The 18,224-nt window shown below is 56.7% G+C and carries 18 protein-coding genes; all 18 read right to left on the bottom strand.

Annotation, left to right across the window (positions count from 1 at the left end):
- Position 1 precedes the first annotated feature (1 nt).
- Entirely contained in the window at positions 2-2,290 is a 2,289-nt protein-coding gene (locus D3871_RS11195) for a hypothetical protein (protein ID WP_119768955.1), read from the bottom strand.
- Positions 2,291-3,208, bottom strand: a complete 918-nt coding sequence (locus D3871_RS11200; RefSeq protein ID WP_119768956.1) for a hypothetical protein — start codon at positions 3,206-3,208, stop codon at positions 2,291-2,293.
- Positions 3,205-8,199, bottom strand: coding sequence for a phage tail tape measure protein (locus D3871_RS11205; protein ID WP_119768957.1), 4,995 nt, complete (start codon positions 8,197-8,199; stop codon positions 3,205-3,207). Before D3871_RS11205 ends, D3871_RS11200 begins: the two co-directional genes overlap by 4 nt.
- A 39-nt stretch (positions 8,200-8,238) precedes the next feature.
- Complete coding sequence (locus D3871_RS11210) at positions 8,239-8,559, bottom strand: DUF1799 domain-containing protein (RefSeq protein ID WP_158597910.1); 321 nt, start codon at positions 8,557-8,559, stop codon at positions 8,239-8,241.
- Between the two features lie 65 nt (positions 8,560-8,624).
- Positions 8,625-8,951: a hypothetical protein gene (locus D3871_RS11215; RefSeq protein WP_119768959.1), complete on the bottom strand. Its 327-nt coding sequence runs from the start codon at positions 8,949-8,951 to the stop codon at positions 8,625-8,627.
- 69 nt (positions 8,952-9,020) lie between these two features.
- Positions 9,021-9,956, bottom strand: a complete 936-nt coding sequence (locus D3871_RS11220; RefSeq protein WP_119768960.1) for a phage tail tube protein — start codon at positions 9,954-9,956, stop codon at positions 9,021-9,023.
- Positions 9,953-10,141: a hypothetical protein gene (locus D3871_RS11225; protein WP_119768961.1), complete on the bottom strand. Its 189-nt coding sequence runs from the start codon at positions 10,139-10,141 to the stop codon at positions 9,953-9,955. Before D3871_RS11225 ends, D3871_RS11220 begins: the two co-directional genes overlap by 4 nt.
- A 59-nt stretch (positions 10,142-10,200) precedes the next feature.
- Positions 10,201-10,548: a hypothetical protein gene (locus D3871_RS11230; protein WP_119768962.1), complete on the bottom strand. Its 348-nt coding sequence runs from the start codon at positions 10,546-10,548 to the stop codon at positions 10,201-10,203.
- Entirely contained in the window at positions 10,545-11,108 is a 564-nt protein-coding gene (locus D3871_RS11235; RefSeq protein ID WP_119768963.1) for an HK97-gp10 family putative phage morphogenesis protein, read from the bottom strand. Before D3871_RS11235 ends, D3871_RS11230 begins: the two co-directional genes overlap by 4 nt.
- Positions 11,101-11,433 carry a phage head closure protein gene (locus D3871_RS11240; protein ID WP_119768964.1) on the bottom strand — a complete coding sequence of 111 codons (333 nt, stop codon included), beginning with the start codon at positions 11,431-11,433 and terminating at the stop codon, positions 11,101-11,103. Before D3871_RS11240 ends, D3871_RS11235 begins: the two co-directional genes overlap by 8 nt.
- Entirely contained in the window at positions 11,434-11,988 is a 555-nt protein-coding gene (locus D3871_RS11245; protein WP_119768965.1) for a head-tail connector protein, read from the bottom strand.
- Between the two features lie 3 nt (positions 11,989-11,991).
- Positions 11,992-12,210 (bottom strand): hypothetical protein, encoded by a 219-nt coding sequence (locus D3871_RS11250; protein ID WP_119768966.1) that lies wholly within the window; start codon positions 12,208-12,210, stop codon positions 11,992-11,994.
- A 74-nt stretch (positions 12,211-12,284) separates the two neighbouring features.
- Positions 12,285-13,604: a phage major capsid protein gene (locus tag D3871_RS11255; protein WP_119768967.1), complete on the bottom strand. Its 1,320-nt coding sequence runs from the start codon at positions 13,602-13,604 to the stop codon at positions 12,285-12,287.
- Positions 13,605-13,666: 62 nt separating this feature from the next.
- Complete coding sequence (locus D3871_RS11260) at positions 13,667-14,626, bottom strand: S49 family peptidase (protein ID WP_119768968.1); 960 nt, start codon at positions 14,624-14,626, stop codon at positions 13,667-13,669.
- Positions 14,623-15,858, bottom strand: coding sequence for a phage portal protein (locus D3871_RS11265; protein WP_119768969.1), 1,236 nt, complete (start codon positions 15,856-15,858; stop codon positions 14,623-14,625). Before D3871_RS11265 ends, D3871_RS11260 begins: the two co-directional genes overlap by 4 nt.
- A 3-nt stretch (positions 15,859-15,861) precedes the next feature.
- Positions 15,862-16,023: a hypothetical protein gene (locus D3871_RS30480; RefSeq protein ID WP_199724753.1), complete on the bottom strand. Its 162-nt coding sequence runs from the start codon at positions 16,021-16,023 to the stop codon at positions 15,862-15,864.
- Positions 16,020-17,735, bottom strand: coding sequence for a terminase large subunit (locus tag D3871_RS11270; RefSeq protein WP_119768970.1), 1,716 nt, complete (start codon positions 17,733-17,735; stop codon positions 16,020-16,022). Before D3871_RS11270 ends, D3871_RS30480 begins: the two co-directional genes overlap by 4 nt.
- On the bottom strand, positions 17,728-18,207 hold the full coding sequence (locus tag D3871_RS11275; RefSeq protein ID WP_119768971.1) for a phage terminase small subunit P27 family: 480 nt from the start codon (positions 18,205-18,207) through the stop codon (positions 17,728-17,730). Before D3871_RS11275 ends, D3871_RS11270 begins: the two co-directional genes overlap by 8 nt.
- Positions 18,208-18,224: the final 17 nt, after the last annotated feature.

Here is an 18,224-nt window from a genome sequence, read left to right on the forward strand (position 1 = left end):
TTTAGACCTCGGCGAATTTGAAGCGGTAAAGGGTTGCATTCTTTCCAATTTGAACATCGTGATTTACGAGGCCGATCATTTCCGCGTTGCCCTGCACGATCGACCCGCTTTGCGGACTGCCGAATGAACCCTCGGCAAATTTGAACCCATCGCCGCGCATGACCCCGTGCCAGCGTTTAAGGCCCATGTTGGTAGAAATCGCTACGCGGCCATTAGACAATCCGATCGCCCCGCCGGACGCCCCGAACGTACCCTTCGAAAACGGCCCGAACGTAAGGTTGCCCGAAGCATCGATTGATATTTTCGTAAGATCAACAGAAACATCGTTGCTTGCGTTTGATTGGGCTACGCCTATCCGCTGATACGTGACGGATGAGGCGCCCGTACTATTCGAGAACGAAAAGGTTTGCCCGTTGAGTGGGTATTGGCCCGAGGCCGACGGTTCGAAACGATTCGACCCGATCGAAACGGTCGAGCCGCTTACCGCAAAACCCTTGTAGTGCGTTTTGGATCCGGACGCCGCATCAAGGTAATAAACAAGACCTTTTCCGTCCAAGTCTGAAACGTTTTGCAAAGTGAATACGCGAGACGCGCCGGGCAAGGTCGAATCAATATTCCCGCTCAAAGAAAACGTTATTGCGTTTGTTTCTTTGTTCGCGGTAATGAGTTCAATTTTCGCCGTGTTCGCCGTTTGATACCCGGCTTGGACAATCGAGTTACTCGAAACGCGGAAAAAGACCCCGAGCATCGTAGTCGACGCGAGGGTTGATGTTGCGATAGCCGCCCACGTTGGCGTGCCGCCCGATGCAGGAAACTTCAGCAACCCGAACTTAATCGCGTTTGCGTCCTGGTAGTACGGAATCAAATAGCATTCCGCGTTACTTGTATCTTTACCGAGCGAAAAACAGTCGGGTAAGTGGGCCGAATTCGTGGTTATCAATCCGGTCGGGTCGCCGGCATCGCCGCCCCAAGTCAGCGTTGTCCCTGCGCGAACTACGCATCGCGCAATAGACCTCCAATACGAACCGTTGTTGTACCTGCCCTTTACCGCGGCGACGGTTGAATTAACCGCTACCGCCAAGTCGTAACCGTAGCTCGACGTCCCGGTATAACTTGATGTTTGAACCATTGCGCCCGCCGTAATGGTCGTACCATTTGCGCCGCAATCAAAGCAAATGGCCTGTACCATTTGCGCCGCCGCGTTATACCCCAGTGCGACGACGTAACGATCATCTTGCACAACTAAATGGCCGCCCCACGACGTAAGCGCCGATCCGTTATAAATTTGGGTTCGCGCGCCGACTGCAAGCGCCGCGCCAGCGGACCAATCAACAACAACGCCGTACGAGCCCGTTGTCGGCACGAACATGCGATTCGCGCCGAGCTTAACGCAGTAGGTCGTTTGAACGGATGATGCAGTTACCGCGTCTAGCACATACTCATTGCCGACTGTTAGCGCAACGCCCGCCGGGTGTGAAACGTAGCGCACGCATGGAAGTGAAGCTTCGTTTTGATAAAACAGAAGCGAAATATTGTCGGAGACATTAACAAGCGTTGCGCCATTCCAAGCCTTAAACCCCGCTTCCGCAGTTTGGAACCAAGGGTCCAAATTACCCTCGGTTTGCCATGCACCGGCCGCCGTCGTGATATTGGACAGACTGAACTTAACGCGGTCGTTTGGCAAGATTTGCCCGACGACTTGGCCAGCACCATTCAAGACGCCGATAGGGTATGAGCCGGCTACGATAATGTCGAAATGCGGGCCGCCCTGGTCAAGCGTTGTAGCCGAGGGCAGTTGCACGTAGTAGCCGTAACCTGGCGCCGTCAAAACCTGCATACCTGGCGAGTCAGCGGTAAGCACCTTGTTCGCTGCAAGCGTTTCGGTGTTGGCTTCATTGATGCCGCTCCCCGATGCGCCAACAGCTTCCCATGTTGCCGGATCATTGGCCGGATCGGTGTTGCTTACACCAGCCACGGTGTGGCGATACGTCTGGAAATCGCTCGGCGACCATACGGCCACCCCGAGAGCGTAATTAGTGCCAGATACCCATTGAACGGCACCGGCGACAGCGATGGCTGCAGCTGCAGCCGCCTCGGCAGTACTACGGCTAATAGCAGCCGCAGCAGCATCTTCGTTGGTCGCTGCCTGCTTGACTGTGACATCTGCTTGCAATGCATTCAACTCTGCGACATTGACCGCATCCCATGCAAGCCGTGCCTCGACATTTTCATTGAAGGTTGCGGCGTCTTGACCAGGAGACGGCGCGGTCGGTGGTGGTGTCAGTGCCATTTAAGTAAGACTTTCAATGTTGATTGAGAGAAGTGATTCAGTCGTATATTGAATTTCGGTTTCGTAGTCTTTGTAGAAGCCGTAATTGACCATGCACCCGTATAGCGGCGAGCCGATATAGACGACCGGCGTCGCCCGGTACCTCGCCAGCAGTTTATGGAGGCGGTCGATAAACGTGTTTTGCACGACGACCGTGAAGCTTCCGCGCTGGCTGTATGCCCGTTCGAGCACAGTGAGATTTCCGAACGCGTCCGGTGTCTTGGCGCTGTAGTCGGTCATACCAATACGTGCACCGAACTGTGTGTCACCAATTTCCTTTGCTTGACCGACCAGGCAAGCACCGCATAGTGCTGTACCACCCGGCCGGAGAATCGAAATCCGTAGAGTCACCCCTGCATATGGAGGCAATCCCGTAATAGCCAGATCCCGGATTCGGTCGCGGTCATCGAAATGCCAGGAATAAAAGTCACTGATTCCAGCATGGTCGAGCAAACTGAACGTCTGGTCATACACCACGCCAGCTGTCGGACTTTCCATCTCAATATGCAGTTCGTCGCCGTCGGCATTCAAGATGGTGACTGCCGTGGCGCGCCCCTCGATCGCCAACTCGATCTCGATGCTGTTCGGATTGCTGGTCTGCGACTGCACCGAGCGATCGAACATCTTGTGTCGATTGGTAGCCCCAACGTCCTGCCACCAGTCCGTTGCCGTCGCAGGCAAGACTGGCAGCGGCTTGTTGGTGTTTGCCCCCTGCAACGACCGGTAGATGTGATGCGTGGTCGTACTGATCACATATGCATCTACCGCATAGGTCGTCGCAGTGCTGTACACCGGATAATCATTCTCGGCAACGTTACTGCTTACCAGAATGTCGTCCGTGATCGCGATTGCCGGGATGATCGTAAAACCGTCACTCATACTGTTAGATCCCTTTCTGCTGGCAAGCCGTCACCCTCCCAGCGCTCAAGTACCCGTGCACCGCGGCTTGTGTTCTGGGCGATTGCAATGTCGCCGGCCTTCGACTGTTCGCGGAAGGCGCGCAGTTCTGCTTGTACTGCTTGCAGACCGCTGGCCAGCACTGCACTGTTCTCATTGGGGCTGCTCAGACGCCGCATCAACTCGCGATTGTCGGCCGCTGGGATGACACGTTCGTCCTTATGAATCTTGGTGAACATGTCCTCCGGCACGCGGTTTGTTCCTACCGCCAAGCCCTTTCGTGCATTGACGATGTTCACCGAGTCCTGGAAAGAGGCCAGTACCGAGTCGTACGACTTACCCATGGCAAGCTGTCCGGTCCAGTAAGCCAGTCCTTCCGCATCGACCTGTGAGCCGATCTTTCCTGCGTATCCTGCATACAGGCCAAGAACGCGATCCACATAATCACCAGAAGCGCCCGTAGTCGGGGGCACTGGATTCGACGTAACACCACCGGCGCCACCCGCCGCGCGGCTTCCCTGGTTGAAAACCGCAATCGCATCACGCACTGATAGAACCGATGTGTTGACGCCATTGATCGCGTCAATCTCTCGTTGCGCCGCAGCCAGGATGTTGTCGAGCCGGGTCATCTCGTCCCGGTATCCCTGCTCTGCAATCTTCTTTTGCGCCTCGATTGCTTCGAGCATTTTCTTCTCGACCGAAACTTGCGAGTCGGCCAGGTCCGCCAATTCAGCAATGGCATTTCTGTCCTGCAGGAAGTCGCGCTCGAAGTCGACAAACGATGCATACAGCTGCTCGGCCGGCTGTCCAATGACCGACAGTGCATTTTGCAGATCACCGGCTTCAGGGAACACTCCGCCCGCCTTGGCCAAGGCTAATGCGGTTTGAATCTGTGCCCTTGCCGACGCCCGGTCCATGCCGGACTGCGAATCCAGCCGCATACCATTGACTGAAGAACGCAGTGCGCTCGACAGGCTGGATAGCTTGCTGATCGAGCTAGTCACACCTTCGATCTGCTTGGCCAGCCGGTCCATCACGCCCTGGTGGGCCGTTGTGATCGCCTTGCGTTCGGCTTCGACCGCACGCTGCAGCACCGAGAAAAGCGTGCTTACCGTGTTCTTTGCATTGGCCAGTGCCGTCGCCTCATCTTCCAGTGCATGAATACGCTCCAGCATCGGACGAAGAGACGCATCGATCCCGTCAAGCTCAATCTTGCGACGCGCGGCCAGTGCACCGGCCGCATTGCCGGTCAGCTCCATGATGCGGATTTCCATATCACGGCTCTGATTGGCCAATTCCTCAGGATCTTTCGCCTTTTCGGCAGATTCGTTAATAACGTCGAACAATCCATTGCTTAACGTTAGTGCCTGGGCGAGCAACGTACGGCCAGCGTCAGTTGTATCCTTCTTCAAGGTGTCGATCATCGTGCGATAACCGACGGTTGTCGCGGGCATTTCCAGGCCGAGGGCCTCAAACTTTTCTCCCATATAAGCCGTTTTCGCGGCCAGCTTTTCGCCATCAGTAAAGAAGTTTTCGAAATAACCGTCGAGCCCTTCTTGCAACGAATCCAAGCCACCAGCCCCGCGAATCATCGACCGTCCAAGGGCGTTTTTATCAATACCAACCATTGACAAAGAATCTTGCGCAGCTCTGAGATTGGCGTATGTCTCGGCTAGGTCGCTCGCGGAACCGTCGAGGTATTGCATGATTTCGCCCACGCCGGTCAATGCGCCGCTTGTGCGTTCGGCGTTCATTACGGTTTGACGCACGATTTCGGCCCCAACATCCCCCTGCTTTTTGACAACGTCGGTATAGCTGACCGCCTGCAAGCCGAAGCGCTCCAGCTCGAACTGGGCAACCTCGACGCCATTGGCAACACGCACCAGCGTCTCGAACATCCCTTCTCCGACCTTGTTGAAAGCCTTGAGGGACGGCATTGCTTCCTTGGCCATGGTGTCACCCACGGCGCCAAGCACTTCGGACAGAATCTCGCTGATTTCGGTACCGCTCTTGCCCATCAGGCTGATCTTGTCGAGCTTCAGATCATCCATGTCCAGATCCTTGATGATCTGCGACATGGCGGCACCATTGGCGCCCAGCGATGTCCCGGCCAGGACAATGGCGTCCGTGGTGGCATTCAGGTTCTTGATGAACTCTTCGCCGAACTCGGGATCCAGCGAACTGAATACGTCTTTGACTTCGACGTCATCATCGAACCATCCGTCCTCAGTACGCTTGACCGTGCCGTAACCGCGTGCCCACAGCATGCCGCTGGACAGGATGTCGCCGATCTTCTGGGCATACCACTGGTCATTGCCCTGCCCATCCTTGCCGACAAGCGCACGGTCGAAGACGATACCGCTGTCTTCAAGCGAGATTTCGACGTCCTTGAAGAAACCCTCTTCCTTACCGACGCCATACGAAATCTGATCAGCGTATGTGCCACGGATGCCCGCTGTCCGAGAAATGGATGCGGACATGCCGGCGATACCGACTTCGATATTGCGCAATGCCGCCAACATCTTGCTGGAATACTCAAGGGCAATGTTGGAGTTACCAGCAAGCAGCTCGGTTGCTTTGGCCAGCGACTCCGACTTCGCGTTTTCGTCGCCCAACACCGTGCCGGCACCCTGCTGCTTCTGGCGATCGGCGGCAGACATATACCCACCACCTCCTCCACTGCCGCCGCCACTGATTGCCACGCCCAGACCGGCCACGACAGCCGCCATCGCAGCCATCCGACCGAAGGCGGTATAGGGGTCTCCGTTCGCCTGGTTCAGCACCGCATTGATCGCTTTGGGAACTGTTTCGGCGATCGTCATTGCCAATTCGGCAGCGTGGAACGCCTGAGAGACCGCCATCAGTCCGCGATAGGCTGAGCTCTGCTCGTTGAAAAATGAGGCCGCCGCACCCGCCATGTCGCCATAGCCGCGCATCTGGTTCTTTACATTTTCTTGGTCTATCTTGCCGATGGCTTCGAGGTACTGCTCTTCGGTCTTTTTCCCTCTAGCACGAGCTATCTCCGCATCTTTCCGAGCTTCATCGATTGCGGCCTGCCGCTTTCCAAAACGCTCAAGCGACGTAGTCAACTTGATCAGAGAATTGCCGGCGCCGTTGAAGGCGTCGCTCAGCGCGTCGCCGAAGTCAATTGCCTTGGTCGGATCAAGAAATTTGTCGAGATCTTCCGTAGCCTTTTTGCCTTCGTCATCACGGGTTTGCTTGGTGCCGCCTTCGCGCTGCCCGGACGCCAGGTCGCGCTTGAGCTTTGCCGCTTTTTCCAGATCGTCTGCATGCCGCAGATATGCACCGTGCAAGTCCCCGGCATAGGCCGCCGCATTGCGCATGTTCGCTGCAAGTTCCTCATCGGCAGCCGCAGCGAGTTCCAGCTTCTTGGCCGCCAGTTCGGCAACCTGCTCCTTCGACAAACCGATTTCCGCAATCTGTTCGCGCTGCTTGGTGACTTGTTCGGTCAGAGAGTCGATTTCCTTCTTGCCCGCGTTGCCGAGCTCGTCCGACATTTTCACGGCGTTGCGCTTGTTGTCGACCAAGGCGTCGAGCTGCTGTGCGCGCTCCAAATCAGCCTTGGCCATTGCATACTGCTGCGGCAACAGTTTGATCAGACCCTTTTCGTAGTCGGTCGTGAGCTTGGACAACTCCTTTTCCGATGCCGACAGTGGCCTGCCAACATCCAATTCGGACTGAGCCAACGCGATGCGCTCTTGGATTGATTTGTTCAAGCTGTCGTAGTCATTGGCCGTCTTCTTCGCGGATTCCCCTTGTGCACCCAGCAGCTTTGCGATGGCTGCGGTGCGTGCTTTGCGGGCAGCGTCATCCTTCGCCGATTTCTGTTCGGACTCGCCAGCCTTCTTGTCCAGTGCATCAAGCTTTTCGTTGAGCGTGGTGGAAAACAGTTTGCGATTCAGAATTTCTTCTTTGTCTTCATGGAATGAATTAAGGACATTGCCCGCCGCCTTGAATTCGCCTTGTGCCACCAGGACCGCAGCGGCCGCCAGCGAGCCGAAACGCTTGCCGACGAGTTCGAACACGCGATAAACACCCTGCCCAGCATCGCCGACAAAGCCGATGGCCTTGGCAGCAGAAACCGCCCATTCGCGCAACGTGCCGTCTTTCTTGAGACGTTGCGCGCTCTGATTCAGGGAATCGGTACCGCTATAGGACTCCACCAATGCATCGCTGAACATGGCCAGCACCGGCAACGAGGCTTCTGCAAGCTGGTTGAACGTGCCCTCGGTGATCTTTCCGAGAATTGTCAGGTTGTCGTTGAATTGTTCCGCACCGGGCAACACCTTGCTATCGACGACAAGACCGAACTTCTCCGCCTCTTCAGACGCTTTCTTGAGTGCTTCCTTGCCGCCATTCAGCGCCGGGATCATGTCGGTGCCGGCCTTGCCGAAAATTTTTACAGCCAGCGCTGTCTTGGTGGCGCCGTCGTCCATACTTGCGAACACGTCGGCGATGTCGGCCATGACGTCTTCAGAGTCGCGCAAATTGCCGGCCGCATCCTTCACGTCAACGCCAATCCCCTTGAAAAGGGCTTGCTGTTCCTTGCCGCCGCCAGCAGCTTCGAGCATCGAGACGGATAGCTTCTTGAATCCGGTCGACAGTGCCTCGACGCCCACGTCGGCGAGCGCGCCGATATAGGTAAATTTCTGGACCGCGTCCGTAGTGATGCCGATCCGGGCTGCCATCTTGTTGGTAGCATCCATACCATCGATCGACGTCCTCAGTCCTTCTACGACCTTGGTGACACTGACATATGCCGAAATCGCACCGGTCGCACCAGCTAGTACGCCTCCGAAGAATTCGGAGGTCGCGGCCTTCGCCGTATCCATGTGCTTCTGGACGTTCTGAGCGAATTTCAGCGCATCCTGGTCAGACTTGGACAAACCTTTCGTGTACTCAGCGTACTCAAGTGCAAGTTTTACGACCAGTGATCCGAGAGCGCCTGCCATGTGTATGCCCAATAAAAATGCCCGCCGAAGCGGGCTGTGTTATCTCTTCTTTTCGCCGTCGTATTCAAGGACGGCAGATTCGATGAGGCGCAAGTCAGAAAACAGCGCTTTCCGGTCCCTTCGATGGATGCCATCCATCCACATGGCCGACCCAATGCCGGCGTAATCCAGCTTTACCCGCACACTGTTTGTAAGGCCCGTCACGATCACCCATTGCGACTGCACCATCAGGTAGAACTGAAACGACTGCCAGTTTTCCTCCCAGACGTAGCACACCGCCTCGTCTGGCTCCGGAGAAGCCTTAGCTTCCACGGACTGGATGACTTCGGCGGGTGCGCCGGCCAGCTCCAGCAACGACACGGTGGTCGCATTGAAACCAAAATTCGAAGGCGCCCGGTCACCCGCCCAAAACCGGGCCGCCTCTTTTAGTTTTTTTCTTTCGCCTTGAAGATCGATGTCCAGAAGCCTTCAACCAAAGCTTCGAATGCCTGCGGAATCTTCAGCAAGGCGACACGGTTGACCGGATTGAACGGCACGTCATTGCCCGTTTCGTCGAGCAGCGACGACCAGCCCACCAGCACTCGTTCCAAAACTTCCTTCTGTGGCAGACGCTTCAGTTCTTCGATGTCGTCCATATCGACACGAAGATATTCAGCCATGAAATCCGACTTGTCTTTACGGCCGTTTTCGTTCGGGATCTCGACGATGATCTTTTGTTTGTAGGTAGGAGTTTGTGCGAGTTTGAATGCCATTTGAATTCCAGTATCAAGAGATGGGAGGAAAAGAAAAAGGCCCGCGTTGTCGGCGGGCCCTGGTGGAAATTACTTAACCGTGATGATGATGTCGTCGTTGCCGGTGTTCGGCTCCAACGAAAGATTGGTGCCCAGCATGGCGATACCTTCCGAGTCCGAGATCTGCGGATCGGTCAGCTGAACCTTTGGCGCATCAATCTGCACGATGTTGCCGGCGACGGTGCCATGCACGATTTGCAACGCATTCTTGGTATTGGCAATGACGGTCGCAAACCAGTCCTTTGCGGCCACCGATGGCAATTCCATGCTGATGCTGCCGGTGATCTTGCGGTCGCGGATGGAAACGCCTTCGCGGCCGATCAGATTGCGATAGATGACGTCGTTGCCAAAGTCGAACGACAGCGATTCGACGGCGCCGGCATAGCCGTGCAGCGACCAGGTCGGTGTGTTCAGGTTGTTCACGGCGACCGGCTCGGTAAAGCCGCTGTAGTCTGTGCCAGCCGGGATTGGAGTATCGGTCACCGGCGAGTACAGGCCTGTCAGCTTGAACTTGAGCATCGGAATGCCCTTGGCGTTCATCGTGACCTGACCATTCGCTTTACAGTCCAACATTTTGAAGCGCAGACCGTCGATGAAGTAATACCCGGTTACCATTTCCTGATTGGCGGTGATCGGGTTGTATTTCACATCCGTGCCGACCGTGATGGTTTCGGCAAAGCCGCAGGCGCGAATCAGCGGACCCCACTTCGGCGCGGTACCAGCGGCGCCAGCGCCGGCCAATTCCACTTCGAATTCGGATTCGCTATGCACGTCGGTCAGCACCTTGCCGTTCTGGCCAAAGTACGGACGGACATTGTCGCGCTCGGCGAAATTGGCCACCACAGGCTGCGGCGTAACGCCTTTGCAGAGAATGGCGTTAAGCGCGGCGGTCGGATTGGAGTCCGTACCGGCAACGGGTTGAATTTTGACAAGCAGGAGAGCTTGTTTCATCAGCTTTGCAGTCATGTCGATTCCTTTTCAGGCTGGGTTTCAGGGACGGGAGTACGTTTGCCGGCGGCGGGGTCAAACACATACGATCCACCGCGCCCGGCGTGTTCGTCGGTGGCCAATACTTTGTGCGCGTCGCTCACGGGCTCCGTCGCTGGCTTCTTTTCACTGTTTGCTGTCTTGCTGGCGTCTGTCTTTTTCATGGCCACATTCCAAAAAAATGCCCGCATGAGCGGGCTGGATCGAGGGAGAAGGTGAGGCTTTACAGGGTTCGCGTCCGAATGCGGAAATTTTGGAAGTAGGCATAGACCTCAGGGTCGCCTTCGTACTCGGAGTCACCCTCTTCCTCCGACCCCATATATCCCGGAATTACCTCCATAGCGGCAACGATCTGCGGGCGAAGCGCTTCCAGCTCCTCGACTGTCTTGGCCAGGCTGAAAACGCTGACGACATGCTGGTCGTATCTTGCTCCGGCACACCATCCTTTTTCCTCTTCGGTCGCGACCTCAAACACCGTCGCGGGCCAAGTTGGCCGCTTCGGCAGTTCGACCGCCCAGCTGTTGGCCAGAACAGGCGTCAATGCCGCAGTGATCAGTTCCTTGATCGTCATGACTTGTTCGCTTTCTTAATGGCTGCTTCCAACCGCTGAACCATGACCGCCAGCGCTTCCTCGCGCTTGTTTTCGAGCGCTGGCGCCAAGAATGGCGTTGCCTCGGTGCCGGGATGTTTTACTTTTCGCGCGAACTTTGTCGGCTGCGGGATCTGTGTCCAGGCGAGTAACTTGCTGCCCTTTCGTGGTTCGATGACATGTGGTTTGGCACCTACTTCAAGGATTACCCAGTACCACGGGTCGTTCACATACCGGGTCTGCACCCGACCGTTAACACCGACCACTAACTTCTTCTCAGCCTTCTTGCCGAGTGCCCGGCCATGCCGAACACCGAGGTTGTATTGCTCGATGCCTTCCGGCGTGCGCTCACGCTTCATGACAATATTGTTTAGTAGCGCGCCGGTGCGCCGTAGGCCAGCACCGGCCGCGATTCTCTTTGCCTCTTCCCGGATCACCTTTGCACCGGCTCCCACCATGCGGCGTGCAGTACGCCTGTGCAGATCCTCGTGCAGCTCCTTGAACGCGGCCGTTAGCGCGGAGGTATTTATACGGTCAGCCATCGTTCATCCCGGTGTCACAGGTCAGCACCATGATGTCATGCTCGTCATTCACATCTTTGACATGCTTGATGTTGTAGTTTTTGCCCTTGTACTGGATCCGCATTTCTTCAGTAATGCCGAGTCGGTACCGGATAATGAATTCGGTTCTGGCTTCCGATTTTTCGCCGCCATGATCGGTACTGCGGCGCTCATTGCCGGACAGTGGTGTCACTTTGGCCCAGACCTTCTTCCATTCGGCCCACGCAGTGGTACGGCCGCCGCTCGTGCCTCGTCCAACTGTCGGCTGCTGGATGGTTATCCGGCGATTGAACTTTCCGGCATCCATTCAAAACCTCGGAGGCGTACAAATAGGATCCAGCAGTGAATCGACGTATGAAGAAGGCATTTCCTCGACTTTCTGTCCGGTCAGAAGCAAGCCTCGCTGGCTATATGCCCAAGCACATGCCATGAGAATCCACTGCTTTACGCTCGGATACTCTTCGAGGTCAATGCCGGCTTCATACTCGATCTCGACCGTTCCGGAAGCCGGCCAAGATGCGGATGGCGACAGGAGCGATTCTTTTCCCAGATTGATAAGCTGATAGGTGGTCGGATTGACAACCGCACCTCCGCATTTGAGCGAAGTGACCTCAGTTGCTTGCCCTTTGGACAAAGGAAATTCGTCCTCTGGGAAAGACCTGAGAATTTCCCGGTACGTGCCTTTTCGGATCGCGGCGCCAGAACGGGTTTCAGCGAGCTGGCGGGCACCCGGAATGATCAGCTTTTCGATCAGATCCTTTTCGGCTTCAGCATCATCTGCATCAATGCGACACTGAGCGGCCACGTCTGCAAGTGTGACCGGCTCATTTGCATCGGCCCAAGAAACCAGCACCGCTGTCATGATTTACTTCCCAGCAGCCGGATCGACTGCCTTGTTGGAGTCGCTACCAGCGTCTTTCCCAGTGCCGGCGCCAGATTTGGCGGCGTCTTTCTTTGCCCCGTCCTTGTGTGGCTCGGCAATGCCGCTTTTGACCAAGGAGGCTGCCCGCTCTTCGTCGAAACCAGCGATGTCGCCCGGGCTATAGATCGACCAGGCTTTGAGGATCTTCACTGCAGTATTCATGCTCACTCCGAAACTTGTTTTCGATTGCCGGCCCGCAGTGGGCCGGCGCTTTGGCTACCTGTTCAGGCTATGGATCAAGCGCCCCAGGCGACACCGGTCAGAATCGCGACAGATTCAACGTGACGCGGGCCGAAGTCGTGCTTCGAGATGACGCGAATCAGGGTTTGATCGCGCTGGAAGGCGCTGATGACATTGCCTTCGCCATCTTTGTAGGTCGCCTCCTTCGAGTAGTCGATCATCAACTCTTCGTCCTCGCCGATGAAGCAATCGCCGAAGTCAACAAAGTAGATTTCCGACGCGTTGGTACCAGCACCCAAATTGTTCGGAATCTGAGTGGTCACTCCGACCGGATAGCCCTTCAGCATCTTGTTTGCCATTTCCGGATAGACCTTGTTGCCGTTGCCGTCACGCAGGCCTTCCAGGAAGCGGAAGGTGCGCGGGGACATCATCCAGCCCGGCTCTGTCATGTTCGCATCCACACCCTCGAGGGCAAGGATGAGCTTGTTCAGGTCGGTTTCGACCTTCGGGATGGTTGCGCCGTCAGACGCGGCAATCTTGTTGCCAGCGAGCGCCCAGAACAGCAGGCCCTTCGGAGTGTTGCCAGTACCGTCGTCACGGATGAATGCCTTGTCTTCACGGGCAGCCAGCGCACCAGTTAGGTCGCTGACCACGATGCGGTCGACGTTCGGATTGGCACCCGAATAGGACAGGAGGTCGTTGGAAATGGGCACCAGGGCCGACAGCTTCTTCGCCGACAGCTTCAGGTCGTCGAATTGCTGCTGGGTTGCCGGAACATCGGAATCGGAGCCGATATAACCAACTACAGCACCACCCTTCAGGCGCGGCATGCTGACGTTACCGTTGTTCAGCGGGAGCGCACGGGCGCCGAGGCGGCGAACGACGGCTTTCGGGCGCATCAGTTCGATAACTTCGCTAGACAAATTCGTCGGTACCAGGACACCGCCGGCGCCAGATGTAAGGGTGTTCAGCGACATGGCGACGTCTTCACCGAAGCCACGGTCGATCGCAATCTTTGCAGCCATTTCGGGATTGCCTTGTGCCGCGGCCAGAGCGCGGACCATGCGGGACACCTTGGCGCCCGGCACTTCTGGGATGCGAGGAGTAGCAGGCATGGAGGCTGCAGGGGGAGCGTTCGGTTGATTGGCTTCGGTGCCTGTCTTGTCAACCGGTACCGCGGCCATGGCAGCCAGACGCTCGGCTGCCATAGCGCGGTCGATCTGCGCTGTCAGATCGGCAAACTGTGCCTGCAAGTCGGTGAACTGCGTTGTCTGTTCGGCAGTAAGCTGACCACCATCGGCCTCGATTTTGGCCAGGGTTTGAACGGCATTGTTAATCTTTGCGCGTTCGCTGCGGAGTTCGTTAATTGTTGCCATGTAATGCTCCTAAAAGTAAAAAACCGCCCGAAGGCGGCCGGTTGCTTATTCCGCGAACGCGGTCAAAGTTGGTTCTGGATTGCCATCGCTTGAGCGCGAGCGGCAATCTTCGTTGGTTTGGGATTACGCTCTGCGCGGCGCTGCTGCACCTCGGCTGCGATCCGGTTGACGGCCATTTGCGGCGTTTCGATGCGGTCCGCCAATTGCAGGTCAATACCTTTTTGCCCGAAATAGACGTTTGCTTCGGTGGCGCGCACAGCATCGGCGGTCAGTCCGCGATATAGCGCCACGGCGCCGACGAACTGCTCGTAGTAGCCCTGCACCATGTCGTTCAGAAACTGCAGAGACTGGTCAGAAAGAGGCTCATGCGGCGTCAAATCGTTCTTGTGCGCGCCGGCGTAGACGGTCGTTACCTTTACGCCCTGCTGTTCGTTTCGCTTCGACATGTCCATATGCTTGGCGATCACGCCGATCGAGCCAACACCAGACGTCCGACTGACTGAAATATCAGTGGCCGCCGATGCCAACAGATAGCCGGCCGAGAATGCACTGAAATTCACAATTGCGGTGATAGGCTTGATTGCACGCGCAGCATGAATGTCGTCAGCCAGCTCGAATGCGCCGTTGGTGCTACCACCAGGACTGTCGATGTCCAGCACAATATGCTCGACCGCCGGATCCGACAGCGCAGCGTTTAACTGCGTACGGAGCTGCTCGTAACTGGTCATCGTCTCGCAAAGGTTCAGTTGGGTGCTACGACTGACCAAGACGCCGTGGACTGGAATAACGGCCACACCGGTGTCGGCAATAGCTTGCCGGCGCTGATCGTCGCCGCGCGCAGCCTGCGCAGATGGATAGTCATCGTCCTCCATCATCTTCGCGCCTGTAGCACTAACGCTGAGGTTCAAGATATTCAGACTCAGCTGTTGATTTGCCCAATGCGCCGCTTGGTCGAGCATGGCATCAGTGACCATCAACGGCTGGTTGAAGATCATCCCAGCAATCCGGAAAAAGTTTTTCATTGCACTATCCCTTCGATTTCAGCAACCTGTTCGGCCGTGGGCTTCACAGATGTTGGCGGCATTGCCGCATTGATCATGTTCAACGGCTGCAGGTAAACGTCGCCACCGGCGATGGGTGGAAGGTTTTCTAGACGTCGGATGTCATTGACGGACAGCCATCCCCACTGCCGAGCAACCGCATATGCAGCGAAACGCGATGACTGATCACCGCGCAGAAGGCCTGAAACGTTGAATTCGATGTAATACTCGGCCCGCTCGGATGGCAGCAGGAAATCGCGCATCATTGCCTGCTCGTGCCGCTTGATCCATGGCAGGAGCGTATAGATGACAAATTGGATAGCCTGGTGCTCAATGTTGGAAAACGTTGCCTTATCGAGCTCGCCGATCATGTGCGGCGGCACCTTGTAGATGCGCGCTATTTCCAACGAGGTCAACTTCAGCGCTGCGATCAGGTCCGCGTCGACGTTTGTCATCGACAGCGGCTTGAAGGTCATGCCCTCCTGCAGCAGGGCGACTTTCTTGGCATTTTCGCTGCCGCCATACTTCCTTTGCCACTCGTCCACCAGTTTATCAACGGCAGATTGTTCTTTGATCGGCGGGCTTTCGCGCGGGCGTTCGATCACTCCAGACAGCGCGGTGCCGTTCAGGAACGACTTGCCGGCGTACTGCCTGATTGCTTGAGCATGCCCGATTGCATTCGCATGCAGCACGATTGGCGACAATCCAAAATAGCTGTTCAGGCTTATCCAGCGGACGTGGTGCACCATCCGCTGTGGTATTGGCTCCGCACCATTGATGCGGTAATACGGCTTTCGGTCATTTCCGCGCAGGACCTGCACCGGATCCGTGACGGGATACAGCGCCGTGACGGTGCCGTCCGGATCCCGATCGATCAGGCTGATGGCATTCCCGCGCAGCCCTGCCGCAATTTGGCCTTGCTCCCGGTATTCAAATGGAGTTTGCCATTCGTTAGGTTCCCAAGCCAACACCCGATACAAAGAATGGTCTCTGGCGACTTCGCGCTGGCCCTCTGCAGTGCGCCGATACAGTTCAAGCGGGAGTTGGGCGATGCTCTCAGCCAGCAAAGTGACACAGTTTTGCAGTGCGGTCAGCGCCAGCGCGGTATCAGGCGTAACGATTTGTCCAGCCTCCGAACGCGCTCCGCCTATACCGGAGAGCCATCCACCGCTACCAGGCGTGGACTGACTGCCAAAGAGCTGACTAAAAAACATCGGTTACCCCTTGCGACCAGCGCGCGCGACGGCGTACGACCATCCAAGGAGGCCGGCGCCAAGCGTTATCAGCCCTGCTGGAAAGTAGACCATGCCGGCGCCGACCGACAACAGCAGCAAGCCGACCACGCCTGCAATGAAAGTTGCCCAGTCCAGTTTTGTCATATGCCTACACCTTGGTCGTAAATTGATCCGCCGGTATCGCTGGCCATGGCGCGTCCGACGCCCATGATCAGCGATACCGCGCCGTCGATTTTGTTGTCGTTTCCCTGCTTCACCGGCCGGACAATGTCGTCACTGCCAGGCAGATTCTTCCCAATCACGTTGCCAATACACCAAGTCATGATCGGGTTGCCGTCATGATGGAACCGGCCAGACATGATCGCCGCCTCAAGCTCCTTCATCGGATCGCTCATGTTGGTGTAGTTCTGCGTCACCGTGACCGGGTTCAGCCCTTCATCGTCCAGTTCGTGAGCCAGCGCAGCTGCGCCAGTAGGATCCAGGGGGCACGACTGCACTGGCGTAAGCCGGTTAGCCTCGAGCGCTTCGGCTTTCACCTCTCGGTAGTCAATCTCTGCACCGTCGATTTCGATCAATTGCCCTGAGTTCACCCACGCCTGGTAACGCTCAGCCATTCGCTTGTTGTCGGAATTCTTGACCGTGTCCTCTGGCACCCAGAACCGCGGAGCCACGCTGTAGTAATGTTTTTTCCCCTCGATTTCACGCCAGAAAAGGCGAGCCATCGCGGTCAAATCCAGCTTTTTCGACAAGTCGAATGCGAGAACGCATTCCTGTCCTTCGAACTGCTCGAGCGTGAGCGTCTTGTCTTCACACGCATGCCAGCGCTCGATGTTGAAATAGCCCGCTTTCGCTGACGTCCAGACGTTCAAATGCTTTGTTTTGAACGTATTGGTGAATCGCGCGCTCCGTATAGCTCGCTGCTGCTGGCTTTCCAAATAATCCTGGAACACCGAAACGCCGATATTGGGGTTGGCCTTCGCCAAAACCTTCGGGTCCGTCCAATCGTCACCTTCGTCGATGGTGAAAATCACCCCGAACAGCTCATCGTCGGGGACAGTGCCCTCGAGCATCTCGATGACCTGCCGTCGCTTGTCGTAGCAAGGCCCTTCAATGTTCGCGCCGGCGGTCGTGATGATGAACATCAGTGCCTGTCGGCGTGCACCCATTCCGGTCAACATGGTTTCGTACAACACTGCGCTGTCGTGCTCGTGATACTCATCGACGATTGCGCAAGATGGCGACGCGCCGTCGCCCGGGTTGCCGATCAGTGGCTCGAACCGGCTGCCGTCTTCCGGCTTGTTCATGTTCTGCGCGTTGACCTCGATGCCGGCGGCCTCGATCAACATCGGGGACCGCTTGACCATCAAGCGCGCTGGCCGGAACACCTCCCAAGCTTGCTTCTCGGTGGTTGCACCCGCATAGACCTCGGCGCCGAACTCGTCGTCTAGAATGAACATCGAGATTCCAACGCCGGCGGCGATGACACTTTTTCCGTTCTTCCGGGGGACTTCCCAGTAACTCTCGCGGAACCGACGTAGCCCGTCCTTTTTCCGCTTCCAACCAAACGTACACGCGAGGCCGAACTTTTGCCAAGGCTCGAGCGTGACTAGCTGCCGCTTGAACGCCCACTCGCCCTTGGTATGAGGCATGAGTTCGATCAGCTTCAGCTTGCGCTCTGCCGCCGCAGGATCGAATCGGTACTTAAATCCCTTCGACCGGCTGGCCGCCATGTCGTCGAAGTGGCGCTGACATGCCAGCTTGGTATAGCGGCACGCTGGCACCTTCCCGGCTATGACGTCACGTGCCCACTTCAGCCCAGCCTCAACGCGCGGGTACAGTTCTTTGCGCTTAGCCATTGAGAAGTGCTGCGAACGGGTTGTCCAACTTCTTCTTGCCACCGCCCATTAGTCGTGTCCGACTGGACGGATCCAGACCGAGCAACGCACCGAAGGTGGCTAACTGTCGCGACGCCTCGTTGAATACCGTCGCCGCCGGGTTCTTTACCGGCCCACCCTGGGCACCAGAGACTACCAACCCGTTGCGCGCCATGTCGACGGCGGCATTCCGGAAGTTGGCGTACGCCAGGCAGAACACCTCAACGTTGTGCAAATCACTCATCTGCAAGACCTTCTGTTTGCAGAGCAGCGGAACAACTCGCTCCCACATTTCTCTCGCCAAGCCATCAATCCATTCAGGCGGATCGATGTTGGTTACTTCCCCGAAATTGGGCTCTTCCTTGTTTAGCGCCCGCTTGCCGGGGTTACCTGCTGCCACCTTCCGCGACGTCGGCTTGGGTTTGCGGCCGGAGCGCCCGGCGACACCAGGCATGTTGAACTCCTATCTCT

The sequence above is a fragment of the Noviherbaspirillum saxi genome (assembly GCF_003591035.1).
Lineage (GTDB): Bacteria > Pseudomonadota > Gammaproteobacteria > Burkholderiales > Burkholderiaceae_D > Noviherbaspirillum > Noviherbaspirillum saxi.

Bases quoted from the DNA above. Each gene is read 5' to 3' on its own strand.
- D3871_RS11195 (WP_119768955.1), bottom strand. From the start codon at position 2,290: ATGGCACTGACACCACCACCGACCGCGCCGTCTCCTGGTCAAGACGCC.
- D3871_RS11200 (WP_119768956.1), bottom strand. From the start codon at position 3,208: ATGAGTGACGGTTTTACGATCATCCCGGCAATCGCGATCACGGACGAC.
- D3871_RS11205 (WP_119768957.1), bottom strand. From the start codon at position 8,199: ATGGCAGGCGCTCTCGGATCACTGGTCGTAAAACTTGCACTTGAGTAC.
- D3871_RS11215 (WP_119768959.1), bottom strand. From the start codon at position 8,951: ATGGCATTCAAACTCGCACAAACTCCTACCTACAAACAAAAGATCATC.
- D3871_RS11220 (WP_119768960.1), bottom strand. From the start codon at position 9,956: ATGACTGCAAAGCTGATGAAACAAGCTCTCCTGCTTGTCAAAATTCAA.
- D3871_RS11225 (WP_119768961.1), bottom strand. From the start codon at position 10,141: ATGAAAAAGACAGACGCCAGCAAGACAGCAAACAGTGAAAAGAAGCCA.
- D3871_RS11230 (WP_119768962.1), bottom strand. From the start codon at position 10,548: ATGACGATCAAGGAACTGATCACTGCGGCATTGACGCCTGTTCTGGCC.
- D3871_RS11235 (WP_119768963.1), bottom strand. From the start codon at position 11,108: ATGGCTGACCGTATAAATACCTCCGCGCTAACGGCCGCGTTCAAGGAG.
- D3871_RS11240 (WP_119768964.1), bottom strand. From the start codon at position 11,433: ATGGATGCCGGAAAGTTCAATCGCCGGATAACCATCCAGCAGCCGACA.
- D3871_RS11245 (WP_119768965.1), bottom strand. From the start codon at position 11,988: ATGACAGCGGTGCTGGTTTCTTGGGCCGATGCAAATGAGCCGGTCACA.
- D3871_RS11250 (WP_119768966.1), bottom strand. From the start codon at position 12,210: ATGAATACTGCAGTGAAGATCCTCAAAGCCTGGTCGATCTATAGCCCG.
- D3871_RS11255 (WP_119768967.1), bottom strand. From the start codon at position 13,604: ATGGCAACAATTAACGAACTCCGCAGCGAACGCGCAAAGATTAACAAT.
- D3871_RS11260 (WP_119768968.1), bottom strand. From the start codon at position 14,626: ATGAAAAACTTTTTCCGGATTGCTGGGATGATCTTCAACCAGCCGTTG.
- D3871_RS11265 (WP_119768969.1), bottom strand. From the start codon at position 15,858: ATGTTTTTTAGTCAGCTCTTTGGCAGTCAGTCCACGCCTGGTAGCGGT.
- D3871_RS30480 (WP_199724753.1), bottom strand. From the start codon at position 16,023: ATGACAAAACTGGACTGGGCAACTTTCATTGCAGGCGTGGTCGGCTTG.
- D3871_RS11270 (WP_119768970.1), bottom strand. From the start codon at position 17,735: ATGGCTAAGCGCAAAGAACTGTACCCGCGCGTTGAGGCTGGGCTGAAG.
- D3871_RS11275 (WP_119768971.1), bottom strand. From the start codon at position 18,207: ATGCCTGGTGTCGCCGGGCGCTCCGGCCGCAAACCCAAGCCGACGTCG.